The organism is Streptomyces sp. NPDC087901 (assembly GCF_044742205.1).
In the GTDB taxonomy this organism is placed as follows: Bacteria; Actinomycetota; Actinomycetes; order Streptomycetales; family Streptomycetaceae; genus Streptomyces.
This window is the reverse complement of record NZ_JBIUUC010000008.1, coordinates 230,464-246,779: the sequence shown is the minus strand read 5'-3', so window position 1 is coordinate 246,779 and position 16,316 is coordinate 230,464. Positions and strand designations below refer to the sequence as shown.

Annotated in this window: 20 protein-coding genes, 1 tRNA gene and 1 pseudogene; 14 read left to right on the top strand and 8 right to left on the bottom strand. The window is 70.7% G+C overall.

Annotated elements, in window-relative coordinates:
* The first annotated feature begins 13 nt into the window (after positions 1-13).
* From ACIOEW_RS24930 to ACIOEW_RS24905, 6 genes are all read left to right on the top strand, one after another.
* Positions 14-964 (top strand): LysR family transcriptional regulator, encoded by a 951-nt coding sequence (locus ACIOEW_RS24930; RefSeq protein ID WP_362545263.1) that lies wholly within the window; start codon positions 14-16, stop codon positions 962-964.
* Positions 965-1,301: 337 nt separating this feature from the next.
* Complete coding sequence (locus tag ACIOEW_RS24925) at positions 1,302-2,303, top strand: NAD-dependent epimerase/dehydratase family protein (RefSeq protein ID WP_401966179.1); 1,002 nt, start codon at positions 1,302-1,304, stop codon at positions 2,301-2,303.
* Between the two features lie 150 nt (positions 2,304-2,453).
* Positions 2,454-3,794, top strand: coding sequence for a choice-of-anchor A family protein (locus tag ACIOEW_RS24920; protein WP_401966033.1), 1,341 nt, complete (start codon positions 2,454-2,456; stop codon positions 3,792-3,794).
* A 9-nt stretch (positions 3,795-3,803) separates the two neighbouring features.
* Positions 3,804-4,160: a DUF952 domain-containing protein gene (locus ACIOEW_RS24915; protein ID WP_362545257.1), complete on the top strand. Its 357-nt coding sequence runs from the start codon at positions 3,804-3,806 to the stop codon at positions 4,158-4,160.
* Complete coding sequence (locus ACIOEW_RS24910; RefSeq protein WP_401966031.1) at positions 4,157-5,089, top strand: SDR family oxidoreductase; 933 nt, start codon at positions 4,157-4,159, stop codon at positions 5,087-5,089. The genes ACIOEW_RS24915 and ACIOEW_RS24910 overlap by 4 nt, the downstream gene beginning before the upstream one ends.
* 6 nt (positions 5,090-5,095) lie before the next feature.
* Positions 5,096-5,710, top strand: a complete 615-nt coding sequence (locus ACIOEW_RS24905) for a nucleotidyltransferase domain-containing protein (protein ID WP_362545251.1) — start codon at positions 5,096-5,098, stop codon at positions 5,708-5,710.
* Between the two features lie 3 nt (positions 5,711-5,713).
* On the opposite strand, the gene ACIOEW_RS24900 is transcribed toward ACIOEW_RS24905, so the two are convergent.
* Entirely contained in the window at positions 5,714-5,938 is a 225-nt protein-coding gene (locus tag ACIOEW_RS24900) for a hypothetical protein (protein WP_401966028.1), read from the bottom strand.
* Between the two features lie 232 nt (positions 5,939-6,170).
* Here ACIOEW_RS24900 and ACIOEW_RS24895 point away from each other — a divergent pair.
* Together ACIOEW_RS24895 and ACIOEW_RS24890 are read left to right on the top strand one after the other, a co-directional pair.
* Positions 6,171-6,244, top strand: a tRNA-Ala gene (locus ACIOEW_RS24895).
* 124 nt (positions 6,245-6,368) lie between these two features.
* Entirely contained in the window at positions 6,369-6,734 is a 366-nt protein-coding gene (locus tag ACIOEW_RS24890; RefSeq protein WP_401966025.1) for a hypothetical protein, read from the top strand.
* Positions 6,735-7,024: 290 nt separating this feature from the next.
* Here ACIOEW_RS24890 and ACIOEW_RS24885 read toward each other — a convergent pair whose 3' ends face one another.
* On the bottom strand, positions 7,025-7,177 hold the full coding sequence (locus tag ACIOEW_RS24885) for a hypothetical protein (protein ID WP_362545245.1): 153 nt from the start codon (positions 7,175-7,177) through the stop codon (positions 7,025-7,027).
* Positions 7,178-7,610: 433 nt separating this feature from the next.
* Between ACIOEW_RS24885 and ACIOEW_RS24880 the strand changes: the two genes are divergently transcribed.
* Together ACIOEW_RS24880 and ACIOEW_RS24875 are read left to right on the top strand one after the other, a co-directional pair.
* Complete coding sequence (locus tag ACIOEW_RS24880; RefSeq protein ID WP_401966022.1) at positions 7,611-8,855, top strand: Twin-arginine translocation pathway signal; 1,245 nt, start codon at positions 7,611-7,613, stop codon at positions 8,853-8,855.
* Between the two features lie 2 nt (positions 8,856-8,857).
* Positions 8,858-9,178 carry a 4a-hydroxytetrahydrobiopterin dehydratase gene (locus ACIOEW_RS24875; RefSeq protein WP_401966020.1) on the top strand — a complete coding sequence of 107 codons (321 nt, stop codon included), beginning with the start codon at positions 8,858-8,860 and terminating at the stop codon, positions 9,176-9,178.
* Between the two features lie 225 nt (positions 9,179-9,403).
* On the opposite strand, the gene ACIOEW_RS24870 is transcribed toward ACIOEW_RS24875, so the two are convergent.
* From ACIOEW_RS24870 to sodN, 3 genes and pseudogenes are all read right to left on the bottom strand, one after another.
* Positions 9,404-9,934, bottom strand: coding sequence for an NUDIX domain-containing protein (locus tag ACIOEW_RS24870; RefSeq protein WP_401966017.1), 531 nt, complete (start codon positions 9,932-9,934; stop codon positions 9,404-9,406).
* Positions 9,897-10,579: pseudogene (locus ACIOEW_RS24865) on the bottom strand (tetratricopeptide repeat protein); the annotation flags it as partial. The pseudogene ACIOEW_RS24865 and the gene ACIOEW_RS24870, both read right to left, overlap by 38 nt.
* A gap of 112 nt (positions 10,580-10,691) precedes the next feature.
* Complete coding sequence (sodN, locus tag ACIOEW_RS24860) at positions 10,692-11,087, bottom strand: superoxide dismutase, Ni (protein ID WP_219567071.1); 396 nt, start codon at positions 11,085-11,087, stop codon at positions 10,692-10,694.
* A gap of 180 nt (positions 11,088-11,267) precedes the next feature.
* On the opposite strand from sodN, the gene sodX reads away from it, so the two are divergent.
* Positions 11,268-11,744 (top strand): nickel-type superoxide dismutase maturation protease, encoded by a 477-nt coding sequence (gene sodX, locus ACIOEW_RS24855; RefSeq protein ID WP_401966014.1) that lies wholly within the window; start codon positions 11,268-11,270, stop codon positions 11,742-11,744.
* Here sodX and ACIOEW_RS24850 read toward each other — a convergent pair.
* Complete coding sequence (locus tag ACIOEW_RS24850; RefSeq protein ID WP_401966012.1) at positions 11,630-12,277, bottom strand: CGNR zinc finger domain-containing protein; 648 nt, start codon at positions 12,275-12,277, stop codon at positions 11,630-11,632. The genes sodX and ACIOEW_RS24850 overlap by 115 nt on opposite strands.
* Before the next feature lie 89 nt (positions 12,278-12,366).
* Here ACIOEW_RS24850 and ACIOEW_RS24845 point away from each other — a divergent pair, with 89 nt between their 5' ends.
* The 3 genes from ACIOEW_RS24845 to ACIOEW_RS24835 all read left to right on the top strand — a co-directional run bounded on the left by ACIOEW_RS24845 (position 12,367) and on the right by ACIOEW_RS24835 (position 14,534).
* Positions 12,367-13,128, top strand: a complete 762-nt coding sequence (locus tag ACIOEW_RS24845; protein ID WP_401966009.1) for a class I SAM-dependent methyltransferase — start codon at positions 12,367-12,369, stop codon at positions 13,126-13,128.
* 147 nt (positions 13,129-13,275) lie between these two features.
* Positions 13,276-13,764, top strand: a complete 489-nt coding sequence (locus ACIOEW_RS24840; protein WP_362545228.1) for a SigE family RNA polymerase sigma factor — start codon at positions 13,276-13,278, stop codon at positions 13,762-13,764.
* A complete protein-coding gene (locus tag ACIOEW_RS24835; RefSeq protein WP_401966006.1) occupies positions 13,761-14,534 on the top strand; it encodes a hypothetical protein in 774 nt (257 codons plus the stop codon). Before ACIOEW_RS24840 ends, ACIOEW_RS24835 begins: the two co-directional genes overlap by 4 nt.
* A 72-nt stretch (positions 14,535-14,606) precedes the next feature.
* On the opposite strand, the gene ACIOEW_RS24830 is transcribed toward ACIOEW_RS24835, so the two are convergent.
* Positions 14,607-15,368, bottom strand: coding sequence for an amino acid ABC transporter ATP-binding protein (locus ACIOEW_RS24830; protein ID WP_401966004.1), 762 nt, complete (start codon positions 15,366-15,368; stop codon positions 14,607-14,609).
* Entirely contained in the window at positions 15,365-16,315 is a 951-nt protein-coding gene (locus ACIOEW_RS24825; protein ID WP_362545222.1) for an amino acid ABC transporter permease, read from the bottom strand. The genes ACIOEW_RS24830 and ACIOEW_RS24825 overlap by 4 nt, the downstream gene beginning before the upstream one ends.
* Between the last annotated feature and the right edge of the window lies 1 nt (position 16,316).

Sequence of the window (16,316 nt, the reverse complement as noted above, 5' to 3'; positions counted from 1 at the left end):
CTACTCTCGACAGATGGAGCTTGAGGTGAGGCACCTCAGGGCGCTGTGCGCCATCGCCGACACCGGCAGCCTGCGCCGGGCGGCCCGCAGACTGGGCGTCAGCCAGCCCTCGCTCACCACCCAGTTGCGCCGGATCGAGAACGCACTGGGCGCCGAACTGTTCAGCCGTGAACGCACTGGTTGCCGCCCCACCCCGCTGGGCAGCGCCGTCCTCAGCAGGGCCCGCCCCCTCGTCGACGGCATGAGCGCGCTGGTCGCCGACGCGAAGGCGGAGGCGGACGCCGCCCGGGCGGACGGGCCGCAACTGCGGATCGGCTGCACCGCCAGCCGTGTCATCGGTGGCTGGCTGCGCAGACTGCGGCTCCAGCTGCCGGGTACGGACATCTCGCTGCGGGTCGACGTGTCGGCCCGCGCGCTGCTGCGCTCGGTCGGGGCGGGCCGGCTCGACGTCGCCTTCGTGCACGAGGTGGAGGGCTGCCCGCTGTCCGTTCCGGACGGATTGGACCAGCGCGTCCTGCTGGACCGTGAACCGCAGTTCATCTCCATGGCCCGTGACCATCCGGCGGCCGCGCTGCCCGTCGTAGACCTGGCTGACCTGGCCGCCGACCGGTGGATGGTCGATCCCTCGGTGGACGGCGAATGGGACGGCCTGCGCCGGGTGTTCGGTGCTGCCGGCGTCGCGCCGACCGTGCTGCACGGTGACTACCTCACCGCCGCCTCACTCGTCGTCCTCGGCGAGGCGGTGGCACCCTGCCAGCCCACCTCGGGCCCGCGCGACGACATGGCGATCCGTCCGCTGCGCGACGACCCGCTCGCCGTGCGGCTGCTCCTGATCTCCCGGCCGGGGGCCGACATGACGGTGGTGTACGGGGAGCTGGAGGCCGCCTACCGGGAGGCGGCCCAGCGGGCGTCCGGCTACCACCAGTGGCTGCTGCGCCACCGCAGCCCGCTCGCCCGGTCCTGAGAGCTGTCCCGCGAGGGATTGCGGGACGTCCCTGGCGGCCTCGTGCACGACAGGCACCGTCGCTGCATCCGTGCAGGTCAACGGCTCGGGCGCCGCGACGACGCACGCGGCTGACCTGTGGCGATGCCTGTCGTGCGCGAGGGCGTGGCCGTGTCCGCCAGGTCTCGCCCGGTCTGCGGCCGGGAGGCGATGGTTTGCGGGCGTTCCCGGGCGCGGAGCCGCCCGGGTGCGGAGGGGCCGTTCCGGTGTGCCGCACCGGTCCGGAGTGATTCAGCCGAGAGCGAGGACCGTCCCGGACCGGGGTGCGAGCGGGCAGAGTCGGGGCATGAGGCTTCTGATGCTGGGTGGTACGGAATTTGTCGGCAGGGCCGTCACCGAGGCCGCGCTCGCACGCGGCTGGGAGGTCACGGTGTTTCACCGCGGCCGCCACGCACCACCGCCCGGAGTGGCCGAACTGCTCGGCGACCGCACCGCGGAGGACGGCCTCGCCGCGCTCGCAGGGGTCGCGGAACCGGACGACGGGACCTGCGCCTGGGACCTGGTGGTCGACACCTGGAGCGGCGCGCCCTCGGCCGTGCGGGACGCGGCCCGGCTGCTGTCCGGCAGGGCCGCGCGGTATTCGTACGTCTCCAGCCGGTCGGTGTACGACTACCCGGCACCGGCGGGCCTGCCCGAGGACGGTCCGCTGGTGGAGGGCGCATCGCCGGACGCCGGCGGCGACGTCTCGTACGCCCTGGCCAAGCGCGGCGGTGAACTGGCCGCACTGGAGGCCTTCGGGGACCGGGCACTCCTCGCCCGCGCCGGGCTGATCATCGGCCCCTGGGAGAACGTCGGCCGGCTGCCGTGGTGGCTGACGCGGATCGCCCGCGGTGGTCCCGTGCTCGCGCCCGGCACACCGGACCTGGGCCTGCAGTACGTCGATGTGCGCGACCTCGCCGAATGGCTGCTGGATGCCTCCGGGAAGGGGCTGCACGGACCGTACAACCTGGTCAGCCACCCTGGGCACACCACGATGGGCGAGCTGCTGAACGCCTGCGTGCGCGCCACCGGTTCCGATGCCGAGCTGCGCTGGACCGACACGGAGCGGATCCTCGCGGCAGGTGTCGAACCCTGGACCGACCTGCCGCTCTGGCTGCCGCCGGGGGAGCTGTACGACTCCATCCACCGGAGCGATGTCCGCAGGGCGCACGGAACGGGACTGCGCTGCCGGCCGGTCGAGGAGACCGTCGCCGACACCTGGGCCTGGCTGTGCGACATCGGCGGTACGGCTCCGCAGCGCGCCGACCGGCCGGCTGCGGGGATCGATCCGGCGATCGAGGCGAAGCTGCTGGCGGGCTGACGGCGGCCGCACCGGAAGAGCGACTTCCCGCGGCGGCAGTCGGCGGATCCGGGCCGACCTCCCGGCGTGGCACGACCGATGGATACTCAATAAAGCTGCATATTGCGCTGTATGGGATCAAATATTCTCAGAAGCGGAAAAAAACACCGCGTGGCGGTGACGGTGGCGGCGGCAGCAGCCATGGTGGGGGCCATCGCGCCCACCGCGGCCGCCGACCCGCTGCCGGGGGGTCTCGGCCCGTGCCTCGGAGACGACTGTCCTTCGACCTGGCCGGATCCGAACAGTGATCCCGTCACCTACCACGACAGCAACATCAATATCTTCGTCGGTGGCGACTACCTCGTGAGGGAGGCCGCCGCGGAGGCCGAGGGCAAGATCGTCACCCTGGGCCAGTTCGACATGAGGAAGCGGGAAGGCGTCTCCGAGATCTACAACGTCGGTGTCGCCGGCGTGGGATCGCGGGTGCCGCCACCCAACGGTGCCGACTACCTGACTGTCGGCGGTGACCTGACCGTCCAGAGCGGGAAGCGGCTCCTCGCCGAAGAGGGGGGCAACCACGGCGTGGTGCGCTACGCCCAGGGGCTCAGCGGGACGGTGATCCCCGGCCCGGTCCACGACGCGGACGCCACCGATCCGTACACCCCGCTGCGCGACCAGCTGACGGCGGCCAGCCACTGCTACGCGTACGACGACAACGAGGACCACCGTCGTCCGGCGAACGGCACGGTGGAGAAGGACGGCGCCGACACCTACTTCAACGGCGACGGAACCTCTGCCCTCCAGGTCTTCTCGGTGGACGCCGACCTGACCACGGAGGCGGGCGGCCAGGCCGGCATCTCCTTCCGTGACATCCCGGACGGCGCGACCGTGCTGGTCAACCTCTACGGCAGCACGCGCAACATCAGTACGTACATGGGCTCGTTGCCGCAGTCCGGGCTCCGCGAGCACCTGATGTGGAACTTCCCGGACGCGACCACGATCGGGCTGAAGGGAACCGGCCAGTTCCAGGGCAGCGTGCTGATCGGGCAGCAGTCCAGCATCGCGACCCTCGCCATGAGTGGCACCAGCGGCCGTTTCTACAGCGCCGGTTCGCTGACCCACACCTCGGAGGGGGAGTCGGGCGGCCAGGAGCTGCACGCCTATCCGTTCGACGGTGACCTGCCGGACTGCGGCGAGGAGCCCTCGCCCTCTCCGTCCCCCACGGACGAGTCCCCCTCGCCGTCGCCCTCCCCGACGGACGAGTCGCCGTCACCGACTCCCTCACCGAGCGACGAGTCCCCGGCCCCTTTCCCTTCCCCCTCGGAGTCGACGCCGGCCCCGCACCCCACCCCGACGCACAGCTGGCCGCCCGGGCCGCCCCATCCCGGCGGACAGCTCCCGGACACGGGCTCGCGCGGCGGTGAATGGGTGATCGGCGGGATCGCGGCCGCCCTGCTGGTCGCTGGATCGGCGGCCACGCTGATGGCCCGGAGAGCGCGTCGCCGCGGCTAGTTTTGGCCCATGGCCGAACTGCTGCACCTGACCGAACGCCCGTTGTGGGAGGCGGCCCGCGGGATCGGGACATACGAGATGTCCACCCGCGGCCGCACCCTGCACGAAGAAGGTTTCATCCACTGCTCGCTGCCGCACCAGCTCGCCGGTGTGGCCGAGCTGCTGTACGGCGCCGGGAGCCGGGCCGGGGCCGGTGACCAGGACCTGGTGGTGCTCGTCATCGACACCGAACGGCTCCCCGCGCCCGTGCGCTACGAGTCGCTCCCGCCCGGCGGCGAGGAGTTCCCGCACATCTACGGACCGGTTCCGGTCGAGGCGGTCGTGGAGGTGCGCCCCTGGCCGCGCAAGGAAGGCAACCCCTCATGAACCACACAGACCGCACGCAGGATTCCGAAGGCGTCACGAACGGCCCGCTCACCGCCGTCACCGGTGCGAGCGGCGCGCTCGGCGGCCGCGTAGCGAAGCGGCTGACCCGGGCGGGCGTCCCCGTACGGCTCCTCGGCCGCGACCCTTCCCGGCTGCCCGAACTCCCCGGGGCCGACACCGCACCGGCCGCCCCCTACGGCGACGGGGAGGCCATGCGCCGCGCCCTGGCGGGGGCGCACACCCTGTTCCTCGTCTCGGCGCACGAGAGCCCGGACCGGGTGCACGAGCACACGACGGCCGTGGATGCGGCGGTCGCGGCAGGCGTCGAGCGGATCGTGTACGTCTCCTTCCTCGGCGCCGCACCCGACGCGACGTTCACCTTCGCCCGCGACCACTGGGACACCGAGGCCCACATCCGGGTCTCCGGCGTCCGGCACACCTTCCTGCGCGACAGCTGGTATCTGGCCGGCCTCCCGGCGATGACCGGCACCGACGGCGTCCTGCGCGGACCGGCCGGCGACGGCAGGGTCGCGGCGGTGGCCCACGAGGACATCGCCGACGCGGCGACCGCGGTCCTGCTGGCCGGCGCCGACCCCACCGGCCCGACGCACGACGGGGAGACGTACGACCTGACCGGTCCCGAGGCGTTCACCCTCGCCGAGGCCGCGGAGGAGCTGAGCCGGGTCACCGGACGGACCATCACCTATGTGCCGGAGACCCGGGAGGAGGCCTACGCCTCGCGGTCCCGCTACGGCGCACGGGGCTGGGAGGTGGCCGGCTGGGTGACGTCGTACGAGGCCATCGCGGCCGGGGAGATGGCAGAAGTCTCGGACGCCGTGGCCTCCCTCACCGGCCGGCCGCCCATGAGCCTGGCCACGTACCTCCGCGAGCACCCGAACAGCTACCGCCACCTCCTCACCCCGGGCTGACGGCCGATGCGCACGGAAACCCCCTGGGGCCCCTGGGACCCGATGTCCCTCGCCGATGCCGTGCGCCTGCTCTCCCCGCTGCGTACGCCGTGGTGGATCGCGGGCGGGTACGCGGTCGAGCTGGCCGTGGGCCGCGCCTACCGGGACCACGGCGACATCGACGTACTCCTGCTGCGCCACCACCAGCTCGCCGTCCAGCGGATCCTGCCGGACGGGCAGTGGTGGGCCGCCGATCCGCCCGGCACCCTGCGGCCCTGGCTCCCCGGCGAGATCCTGCCGCCGCAGGTCCACGACATCTGGTGCCGGCCGGACGCGGGCGAACCGTGGCGCGTGCAGTTCATGCTCGACGACACGGAGGACGGCGACTGGGTGTTCCGCCGCGACCCGAGGATCCGCCTCCCGCTGGAGCGGCTCGGCAGGGTGTCCGAGGACGGCGTTCCCTACCTCGCTCCCGAAGTTCAGCTCCTCTACAAGTCCAGGTCCCGGCGCCCCAAGGACGAGCAGGACTTCGAGGCCGCGCTGCCCGTACTCGGCGACGACCAGCGCGCCTGGCTGACCGAGACGATCACCCTGGCCGAGGGCGCCGGCCACCCCTGGGCAGCCCGGCTGCGGGCGGGCTGACGGTCATCCCAGGCGGGTGAGGCGGCCGGCTCGGATCATGTACGCACCGGCCCTCGCGGCCGCCCTCGTCCTGCCGGCGCCCTGCTCACCGGATCCTTCCTCCGCCTCCGCCTCCGCCTCCGCCTCCGCCTCCGCCTCCGCCTCCGCCTCCGCCTCCGCCTCCGCCTCCGCCTCCGCCTCCGCCTCCGCCTCCGGCCCCCGGCGCGCGCGGGCGCGCACTGTACGCACACGGCCGACCGGAGACGCGGGACCCGAAGGGGCCCCGCGTCTCTGCTTCCGGCCTCAGGCCGAGAGGCCTTCAGGGGGCATCACCTGCCTGGCCGGACAGCTTGACGGGCCTGCCCGCTGTCCCAGCGGAGGATCTGCCGCATCCCTGCGGTGTCACGCCGAGTGATCCGTCGGCGCGTGCGAAATTCGAAGGCGGCGGAGCGCAGGCGGCTTATACGATCACCGGCGGGACGGGGCTCGTAGCGCAGTGGTCGTCGCGCCTTCACCGCATGTGGGAGGACGCCGGTTCGAATCCGGTCGGCCCCGCCCCCTCTGCGCTTGGCTGCGATCGGCACGGCCGAGGTCCTCAGACTCACCGAGCCGGCCGGGGCCGCCGGTGCGCGGTCCGCGGACCGGACACCTGGTCGAACGCGAGGAGTTGGCAGGGCTGATGAGCACACCCGAACCACTGACCGACGAAGAGCTCGCCGATATGGAGGAGCTCGTCGAGTTCACGACCCCTGGTCCCTGGTATGTCCGGATACTCGACGACGACTGGGCCATGGGGCTCGTTGCCGTCAGCACGGTGCCCGACACCGGGCTCGGCGAACGCTGGCCCGGCTTCGACCACCATGAGATCGTGGCCGCCACCCTCGTCCAGCAGCCGCGCTACGTCGATGTCGCGGACGAACGCTGGGACGAGAACGCCCGGTTCATCGCCAACGCCCGCCAGGACGTCCCTCGCCTGATCGCAGAGATCCGCCGCCTACGCGCCGCGCTCGAAGGCGGGGCGGCACAGGACGCGGGGACGAACTGATCACGCGGGGCGGTCCCTCGGGCCGGTGTTCGCCGCGCGACGGCGGGCACGGGCGCCCGGCCGTCGGAGTCGGCCGCCCCCGGACACGACTGCTCTGCTCTGCCGCTGTCACGCCGCGGAGCTGACCGGTATCAACCGCCGGACGCTCCAACGCATCGAGCACGGCGGCGACCCGCGGTACAGTCACCTGATCCGCATCGCGCCGCGCTGAACGTGGACCTCGCCGACCCCGTGAGGGGATAGGGTCCGCCCGCCCTCGACCACTGCTGGCCCCGGGTACGGGCGTGAGCTCAGCGGGCCGGGTACGAGCGCGGCCGGGACCTCGGGATGTCGCACACCACCCGGTGCACAAGGATCGTGACCCCGGGGCCGGTCGCCCCCGGGATCGTGTACGGCACCGCTTCCTTGCGCTCCATCGGCTGGTCGCAGCGGTCGCACCTCATCGGCTGTCCCTCCACGCTTGGCCGAGCCGTACCGCGGTGACGCACACGGCCCCGGCCCGGCACGTGGCGCACTGGGTGGTGTGGCCGAGGAGCGTGCGGTACGCGGCATCGTGCTGGGGCAGGCACCGGGAACACTCACAGTCCGGGAACGCAGACCGCGACTCAGCCGTGGCGACCGGCGTCACAGGGGCCTCCGGCCGTAAGACGCGGGTGATCCCCGCCCTGTTCACCTCGTACACCTTGAGCGTCATCACGGGTGGGCCCCCGGCCGTCGTTATTTAAGGGGCATCCAGCAAGTTCGCTGCACGCGCCCGCGGTCACACCCCGATGATGTGTGTGTACGTCGAGTAGGTAATAGGTCGCCGAACGGCCATGCGTGGCCACGTAGCGGCCATGGCCAGGAGCACGGACGATGACACCTCAGACTGGGCACATGAGCCGCAACGACGCGCTGCGCGCCAGCCGCTTACGCAAGGGCTGGCGCACCATCGAGGCCGCCGCCGCGGCCCTCACTGAGCACGGGCAACGGCTACTCGACGACCGCCAGTTCACCGTGTCTGCACGGACATGGCGCCGGTGGGAAGGTGACCGCCCCGGGTGGCCGGCCGAGGAGACCGCGATCGTCCTGCACGACGCTCTCGGCCGATGGCCCGAGGATCTGGGCTTCACCACCCCGTCGGGCTGGATCCGGCCCGAGCACCACGAAGAGGAACAGGTGCACCGCCAGGCGTTCGCCTCCGTCACCGCAGCCGCGCTTGTCGCAGGGCCGGTTGCCCCGCAGCACGTCGACCCAGCGCTGATCGACTACTTCCAGCAGCAGTTGGAGGGCCACTACCGGGCCGACATGTTCCTCGGGCCGCACGACTTGATCGCCACCGTGTCCGCGCAGTACCGGCTCATCGACAAGCTGATCCGGTCCGCGAAGGGCGATACCCGCCGCGGCCTGCTCCGTGTTGGCGCCGCCTACGCCGCACTCGTCGGCTGGCTCTACCAAGACGCCGGAGACATGGACGGTGCGGCGTTCTGGAGAGGGGTGACCCAGGAGATTGCGATGCGGTCCCGAGACCCGCACCTGATCGGCTACTCCCTCGTGAACCAGGCGCAGGTGAGGACCGACCTCGGCGATGGTCACGCAGTCGTTGACCTGTGCGAGGCCGCACTGGACGACGCCGACAGCCTCGTGCCGAAGGTGCGGATCATGGCCATGCAGCAGCAGGCCCATGGCGCCAGCCTCACCGGCGAACGCACCCTGGTCGACCAGCTCATCGACCAGGCCGGCCGACTCCTTCCGCGCGTGGACGACGACTTGCCCTGGGGCAATGCCTGCTGGCGGACGCCTGGCTACCTGGAGGTGCAGCGGGCGACGTGCTACGGCCGCCTCGGGCTCGGTGTGGAGGCGGGCGCCCTGTGGACGCAGGTGCTCTCCGTCGTACCGGAGACAGCGCGCCGCGACCGCGGGGTGTACTTGGCCCGGCAGGCGACGGCGGCCGCGGCCGCGCGGGAACCGGACCAGGCAGTGGAGATTGCGCGCACCGTGGCGGCGATCGCGGCAGAGACCCGCTCAGCCAGGATGCGGCGGGAGCTGTTCACCCTGGAGCGGGCGATGCGGCCGTGGCAGGATGCCCCGGTCGGCCGGGACTTGGCCGAGATTCTGGAGCCTGTGACTGTGGGGAGCTGAGCGTGGCCAAGGGACCGGTGCCGCTGACGGACAGTGCGATCGAGGGGCGGCTGTTGGAGTTGCGCGGGTGGTCGCGGGTGGGTGATGAGATCACGCGATCGTTCGGCATCAGGTATCACGGTGGCGTCGCCATGATCGTGCACGTGGCCGACGTCGAGCGGCTCATCGGACACCATGCCGACATTGATCTGCGGTGGGACCACGTCCGGTTCGGAATCACCACACACGACGCGGGCCACAAACTGACCGATGCCGACTTCGACCTGGCCGCGCGCATTGACCAAATTGCCGCAGCCCACGGGGCCGATCCTGGCGCCGAATAGGAACCCGCCCGTAGTCCGCCCGACAGAAACCAGGGTCGGGCATGAGGACGTGCGAAGTGCCTCCGGGAGGAAGCGGTCGACCTCTGAGTTGCTGAAGGTCATGTCCTCGTCGATCTGCAGGGCTCGCTGAGCGGCACGGTAGGCACGGCTCGATGTGTCGGGTGTCAGCCGATCGATATGGCCCAACTTCTCGAGTGGACGGCGTTTCGGCGAGACCGTCAGGTGCTACGCCCACCCCTTCAGGGACAGCTGGGGTCCATCTGCGAGGTACCGGTGGAGGGCGCTGGCGGTGGTGTCGACGAAGGCGTCAGGGATGGCGTCAGCGTCGACCCAGCGGACCTGGGAGTGCTTGTGAGGTTCGCGGTTCTCGGGTTCGCCGGTCCATTCGTGAGTGGCGAAGACGACGGTGAGGAAGCCATTGGGGGCTTCGACTCCCCAGGCTCCGTGGATGATGTGGGCGACCTTGAGGGACTCCGGCTTCACCGTGAGACCGGTCTCCTCGTAGAGCTCGCGGACCGCCGTTTCGGTGATGGGCTCGCTCGGTTCGCTCTTGCCAACGGGGAGGTCCCACATGCCCTGGGCGAACTTGGCGTTTTCGCTGCGTCGGAGAAGGACGACGCGGTTCGTGGCCTTGTCGTGGACGATGATGGCGGCGACCAGGAGGGTCATGGATTCGACTGCTGGCTTCAAGGCCCTCGGCTGGTCGTCAGTCTGCTGGGTCACGGTGTTCCCTTCGTCGGGCAGGCTGTTGGGCACGGGCCGTGTGACTGGCCACGGTGCCGGCGGCGGGACCGCTTACACGCGAGTAATTGGGTTGGGGGACGTCATCCCGCAGGAGAGCGTCCTCGGCGGCGAGCAGAGCGCGTGCGGCTGACGAATTCTCCTCCGTGGCCGCCTAAGCACGGGCATGGGTGATGTGGAGGAGAGCTTCCGTCTGGCCGTCGACGTGACCGAGGCCCCGCCGTAAAGCACCTTCGAGGTCAACGCAGTGGTGGGGCTGCTTGAGACTCAGCGCCTGGTGGGCGAGGGGGCGCATCATCCAAGCGGCGTGGCCGTGGGGGTCGGCTTCGCAGGCGAGCTGATAGCCGACCTGGTAGTAGCGATGGGCGGCGCCTCCTGGCCGAGGTCCTGGTGCCTCCACCCTGCCAAATAGGCGAGTTCGGAGACGGCTCCGAATGCGGCTCGGCGCAAGGTTTCGCTGGGGAAGCGTCCGCGCAGCATAGGGGCGGCGGTGTCGGCGAGGTATGCGCAGACGGTGGTCAGGCCGTGTCCGCCGCCGAGCCGCTCATCGGCAGCGCTGAAGGCCGCTGTGATCTGGCGGACGACGTCCACGTCCTCCGCGCCGACCGAGGAGTTGCCGGTGCGTGCGCGAAGCATGCGGGCTGTGGCCTCGTGGGGGAAGAAGACCGCACCCGGGCCGTCATGGACGCCGTGCTCGGCGGCCTGCGGACCGGGTGCGGACCGATAGGCGACATGACCAGCGAAACCGCAGGTCAGACGGCCTAATCGTAGATCAAGCCTTCTTGGTCTCCCAGAAGATCTTGTCGATCTCGGCGATCAGGTCGAGCGCCTTCTGGCCCGTGGCCGGGTCCGTGGAGCCCTTCGCGGCCGACAGCGCCTTGAGGGCGTCGTTGACCAGCTGGTGCAGCTCCGGGTACTTCTCGAAGTGCGGGGGCTTGAAGTAGTCGCTCCACAGCACCGAGACGTGGTGCTTGGCGAGCTCGGCGCGCTGCTCCTTGATGACCACCGCGCGGGCCCGGAAGTGCGGGTCCTCGTTGGCCTGGTACTTCTCCTGGACGGCCTTGACGGACTCCGCCTCGATGCGGGCCTGGGCCGGGTCGTACACGCCGCAGGGGAGGTCGCAGTGGGCGCTGACCTTCACCTTGGGGGCAAACAGGCGGGAAAGCATGGGGCTGTCCTTCCTCGTGATCGTCTTCTCAGGTGGGACATTACTCCGTGAGAAGCCTGATTTAGCGGGTGCCCCCATGGGCTTAGGCCAAAAGTCCAGGGTGAGGATGGGACCAGTGGCCGAATGTACGGAACCCTGTGGGGGACGGTGTACTGGAAGGACCGGGGAGGTGCAGGAGAGATGCCGGACGTGCCGGAGGTGCCGGAGCTGACCGATGAGCAGCCCGGACGGGGGCTGGCGGCGCGAGTGCCGTTCCAGGTGGTGGAGGTGACGGGCCCTTCGATGGTGCCCACGCTCCACCACGGGGACTGGCTGCTCGTGCAGTACGGGGCGCCGGTGCGCCCCGGTGACGTGGTGATTCTGCGGCATCCGTTCCAGCAGGACCTGCTGGTGGTCAAGCGGGCCGTGGAGCGGAGGGCCGGCGGCTGGTGGGTGCTGGGTGACAACAGCTTCGCGGGCGGTGACAGCACGGACTACGGGACCGTGCCGGAGGAGCTCGTGCTGGCCAGGGTCCGGGCCCGCTACCGGCCGCTGACGAAGGATCAGCGCTCGGTGCGCGGTGTGGTGGGCTGGGCCGTCTCCGCGCTGCGGCCGGTCTCAGCACTGCGGCCGGTCTCCGCGGTGCGCTCCGTCTCCAGGCGCTTCCGGGCCCGGTAGGCGGCCACGTTGGCGCGGGTCGCGCAGCGGTCCGAGCAGTAGCGGCGGGAGCGGTTGGTCGAGGTGTCGAGGTAGGCGTTGCGGCAGGGCGCGGACTCGCACAGGCCCAGCCGGTCCACGCCGTACGAGGTGAGGTGGAAGGCGAGGCCCATCGCGGCGATCGCGGTGTAGCCCGCCGTGGCGTTGGACGGGTGGTCGGCGAGATGCATGTGCCAGTCCGGCTTGCCGTCCGCGTCCCGGAAGTCATGGCCGGAGATCTGCGGGCTGACGGGGAACTCCAGCAGCAGTGAGTTGAGCAGGTCGACCGCGAGCGTCTCGTCGCCGCCGTCGGCCGCCTCGAAGACCGCGCGCAGCCGGGCCCGTACGGACCGGAAGCGGGTCACATCCGCGTCGGTGGCCCGCCGTGCCGCCTGCCCGTTGGCGCCGAAGAGCTCGCGCACCGCGTCGACCGAGGTGAGGGAGTCCTTGTTGCGGGCCGGCTCCTCGGTGTTGACCAGACGCACGGCGTAGTCCGAGTAATAGGCCAGTTCCACTTGTAGTCCTTACGGCGTCGGTCTAATGTCGATGCGGCGAAGATGTAATGGGCTGTTTTAGGTCCAGGGTATTACATGGAGGGTTTCGGGTGACGGAGACAGCGACGGGTGCCGACTGGCAGGCCTGGCAGGAGAGCTGGGACCGGCAGCAGGAGTGGTACATGCCCGACCGTGAGGAACGCTTCCGGGTGATGCTCGACATGGTCGAGGCCTTCACGGGCCCCGAGCCGCGGGTGCTCGACCTCGCGTGCGGTACGGGAAGTATTACGGACAGGCTGCTGCGGCGGTTCCCGAAGGCCACCAGTACCGGCGTCGACCTCGACCCCGCACTGCTGGCCATCGCCCGCGGCTCCTTCGCCGGCGACGAGCGCGTCACCTTCGTGACCGCCGACCTCAAGGACCCGCGGTGGACTGAGCGGCTGCCGCACGGCTCGTACGACGCCGTACTCACCGCCACCGCCCTGCACTGGCTGCACAGCGAGCCGCTCACCGCCCTCTACGGGCAGATCGGCGGCCTCGTGCGGGACGGCGGAGTGTTCATGAACGCCGACCGCATGATCGAGACGGGGACACCCCGGATCAACGCCGCCGAACGCGCCCACCGGCACGCCGGCATGGACCGGGCCAAGGCCGCCGGCGCCCTGGACTGGGCGGAGTGGTGGGCGCTGGCCGCGAAGGACCCGGCACTCGCCGCGCCGACCGCCGAGCGGTTCGCGATCTACGGCGAGCACGCCGAAGGTGACATGCCGTCCGCCGCGTGGCATGCGGACACCCTGCGCGCGGCGGGGTTCGCAGAGGCGCGGCCCGTCTGGTCCTCGCCGTCGGACAGTCTGGTGCTCGCGGTGAAGTAGCGGCACCATGCGGTGCGGGGCGGTGTGGACGACGGTCCGTGCCGCCCCGCCAACCTTTTCGGCCACCGGCTGCAACCCGCCCCGCGTCCCACCGCACTGGAAGGGTGAGACGGTCCGCGCCTGCGGGCCGGGGGAGGGACGCTGACGATGCGGAGCGATGACGACGCCGCGCTGCACGCCTTCGTCGAGAGCAGACGCACCGCCCTGTTCCGCAGCGCGTATCTGCTCTGCGGCGACCGGCACGAGGCCGAGGACCTGGTCCAGGCGACGCTGGTCAAGGTGGTGCTCGGCGGACGGCGGTACGGGCGGCTCGACAACATCGAGGCGTACGCACGCAAGACCCTGGTCAACACCTTCATCGCGGCCCGCCGCCGGTTCTGGCGGCGTGAGCAGTCGTACGGCGAACTGCCCGAACGGGCGGTCCACGCACCCGATCCGGACACCGGCCTCGCGGTACGGGCGGCACTCGCCCGGCTCACGCCCAGGCAGCGGGCCGTGCTGGTGCTGCGCTACTGGGAGGACCTGAGCGTCGAGGCCACGGCCGAACTGCTCGGGATGCGGGAGAACACGGTCAAGAGCCACGCGGCTCGGGGGTTGGCGGCGCTGCGCGCCGAGATGGTGGAGGAATTGGTATGAACGACGTGCGTGAGCTGCTGGGGCGGGCCGCCGAGGACGCGGGGCAGCCGGTCATCAGCACCGAGGTGGTCTACGCGAGGGCGGCCCGGGTGCGCAGGCGCCGGGTGGCCGCGGTGTCGGCCGCGGCGGTGTGCGCGGTCGCGGCGGGCGCGTCCGTGGTGCCGGGACTCGCCGCGGAGCGGACCCCGCAGACCTCCTCGGTGGCGGCCCCGGCCAAGCCCGTCGGAAACGGTGCGCGGGCCGGGAAGCTGATCAAGCTGCTGCCCCCCGGCGTCGGCACGGTCGAACAGGTCTCGCTGGCCGTCATCATCAAGCAGGCGACGCCGGAGCAGGCCGAGGAGCATCTGCTCGGGCCGCTGGACGGGCAGTACTCGGTCCGCAGGGACGGCGGGGTCGGCTACCTCGTCATCGGGCTCATGGACGCGAAGACGGTGGACCGGAAGCTCGGTGGCGGCCCTAGGGACACCGACCTGTGCAAGGCCCGTACCGGGGAGCCGCGCCGCACGGACTGTGTCAGCGAGAAGCTTCCGGACGGCAGCGAACTGTCGATCTGGAGCGACTCGATGGACTACGGGGACGGCGGCACGCCCCAGTGGGGTCAGGAGCTGGTGGCCCGGCTCTCGCTCAAGGACGGTGGCCAGCTTGTCATGCGGGACAGTACGGGCTTCGAGGCCGGCACCGCACAGGGCCCGCTGCTCAGGACCCCGCCGCTCACCCGCGCGCAGCTGCGCACGCTGATGCTGCGTCCGGAGCTGCGGGTGCACAGATAACGGATACGCGCGCGAGGGCGGTACGGACCCTGTCGGTCCGTACCGCCCTCGCGTGTGTCAGCCGCTGTGGCCCTACAGGACCTTGGACAGGAACGACTTCGTCCGGTCGTGCTGCGGGTTGGTCAGGACGTCACGCGGGTGGCCCGACTCGACCACCACGCCGTCGTCCATGAAGACCAGCGCGTCGCCGACCTCGCGGGCGAAGCCCATCTCATGGGTCACGACGATCATCGTCATGCCGTCCTCGGCGAGACCGCGCATGACGTCGAGCACGTCGCCCACCAGCTCGGGGTCGAGCGCCGAAGTGGGCTCGTCGAAGAGCATCAGCTTCGGTTCCATGGCCAGCGCGCGGGCGATGGCCACCCGCTGCTGCTGTCCGCCGGAGAGCTGCGAGGGGAAGTTCTTCGCCTTGTCGGACAGGCCGACCCGGTCCAGGAGCCGTTCCGCGCGGGCCCGGGCGACCGCCCTGGACTCGCCCTTGACCTGGACGGGGGCCTCCATGACGTTCTCGATCGCCGTCATGTGGGGGAACAGGTTGAAGCGCTGGAAGACCATGCCGATGTCCCGGCGCTTCAGGGCGACCTCGCTGTCCTTGAGTTCGTAGAGCTTGTCGCCCTTCTGGCGGTAGCCCACCAGCTCACCGTCGACGGACAGCCGGCCGGCGCTGATCTGCTCCAGGTGGTTGATGCACCGCAGGAAGGTCGACTTGCCGGAACCGGACGGGCCGATCAGACAGAAGACCTCGCGCGGGGCGACCTCCAGGTCGATGCCCTTGAGGATGTGCGCGGCGCCGAAGGACTTGTGGACGCCCTCGGCCTTCACCATGGCGGTCATGCCATGCCTCCCTTCGGGCGGCCCAGCGACAGCAGATTGGCCCGGACCTTCTGCATCGGTGTGGGCGGCAGGCTGCGGCTGGAGCCACGCGCGTAGTACCGCTCCAGGTAGTACTGCCCGACGCTCAGCACCGAGGTCATGATCAGATACCAGGCCGCGGCGAGGAAGTACATCTCCACCGGGGATCCGGAGGACTGTCCGATGTCCTGGGCGTTCTTGAACAGCTCGTAGAACTGCACGGCCGCCACCAGCGACGTGGTCTTGAGCATGTTGATGACCTCGTTGCCGGTCGGCGGCACGATGACCCGCATGGCCTGCGGGATCACGATGCGCCGCAGCGTCTTGCCGTGGCTCATGCCCAGCGCGTGGGACGCCTCCGTCTGGCCCTCGTCGACCGAGAGCAGGCCTGCCCGGCAGATCTCGGCCATGTACGCGGCCTCGTTGAGCCCCAGCCCGAGCAGCGCCGTCAGCAGCGGCGTCATGAAGCTCGACCAGTAGTCCTTGTAGATCGGCCCGAGATTGATGTACTCGAAGACCAGACCCAGGTTGAACCAGACGAAGAGCTGGACCAGGACCGGCGTACCGCGGAAGAACCAGATGTAGAACCACGCGATCGATGACGTCACCGGGTTCTTCGACAGGCGCATGACGGACAGCAGGATGCCGCCGACCACGCCGATCACCATTGAGAGGGACGTCAGCAGCAGGGTCTGGCCGACTCCGTCGATGATGCGGTCGTCGAAGAAGTACTCCGGGACCGCACCCCAGTTGATCTTGCCCTGGCTGAAGGCGTAGATGATCGCGACGAGCGCGGCGATGGCGAAGACGGCCGCGACGTACCGGCCGTAGTGCCGGACCGGGATGGCCTTGATCGCCACGGGTCCGGCCGCCGGAGCGGTGGACGCGGGTGGCGGGTCGTCCGGGCCTGACTTTTCGATGTCAATCACG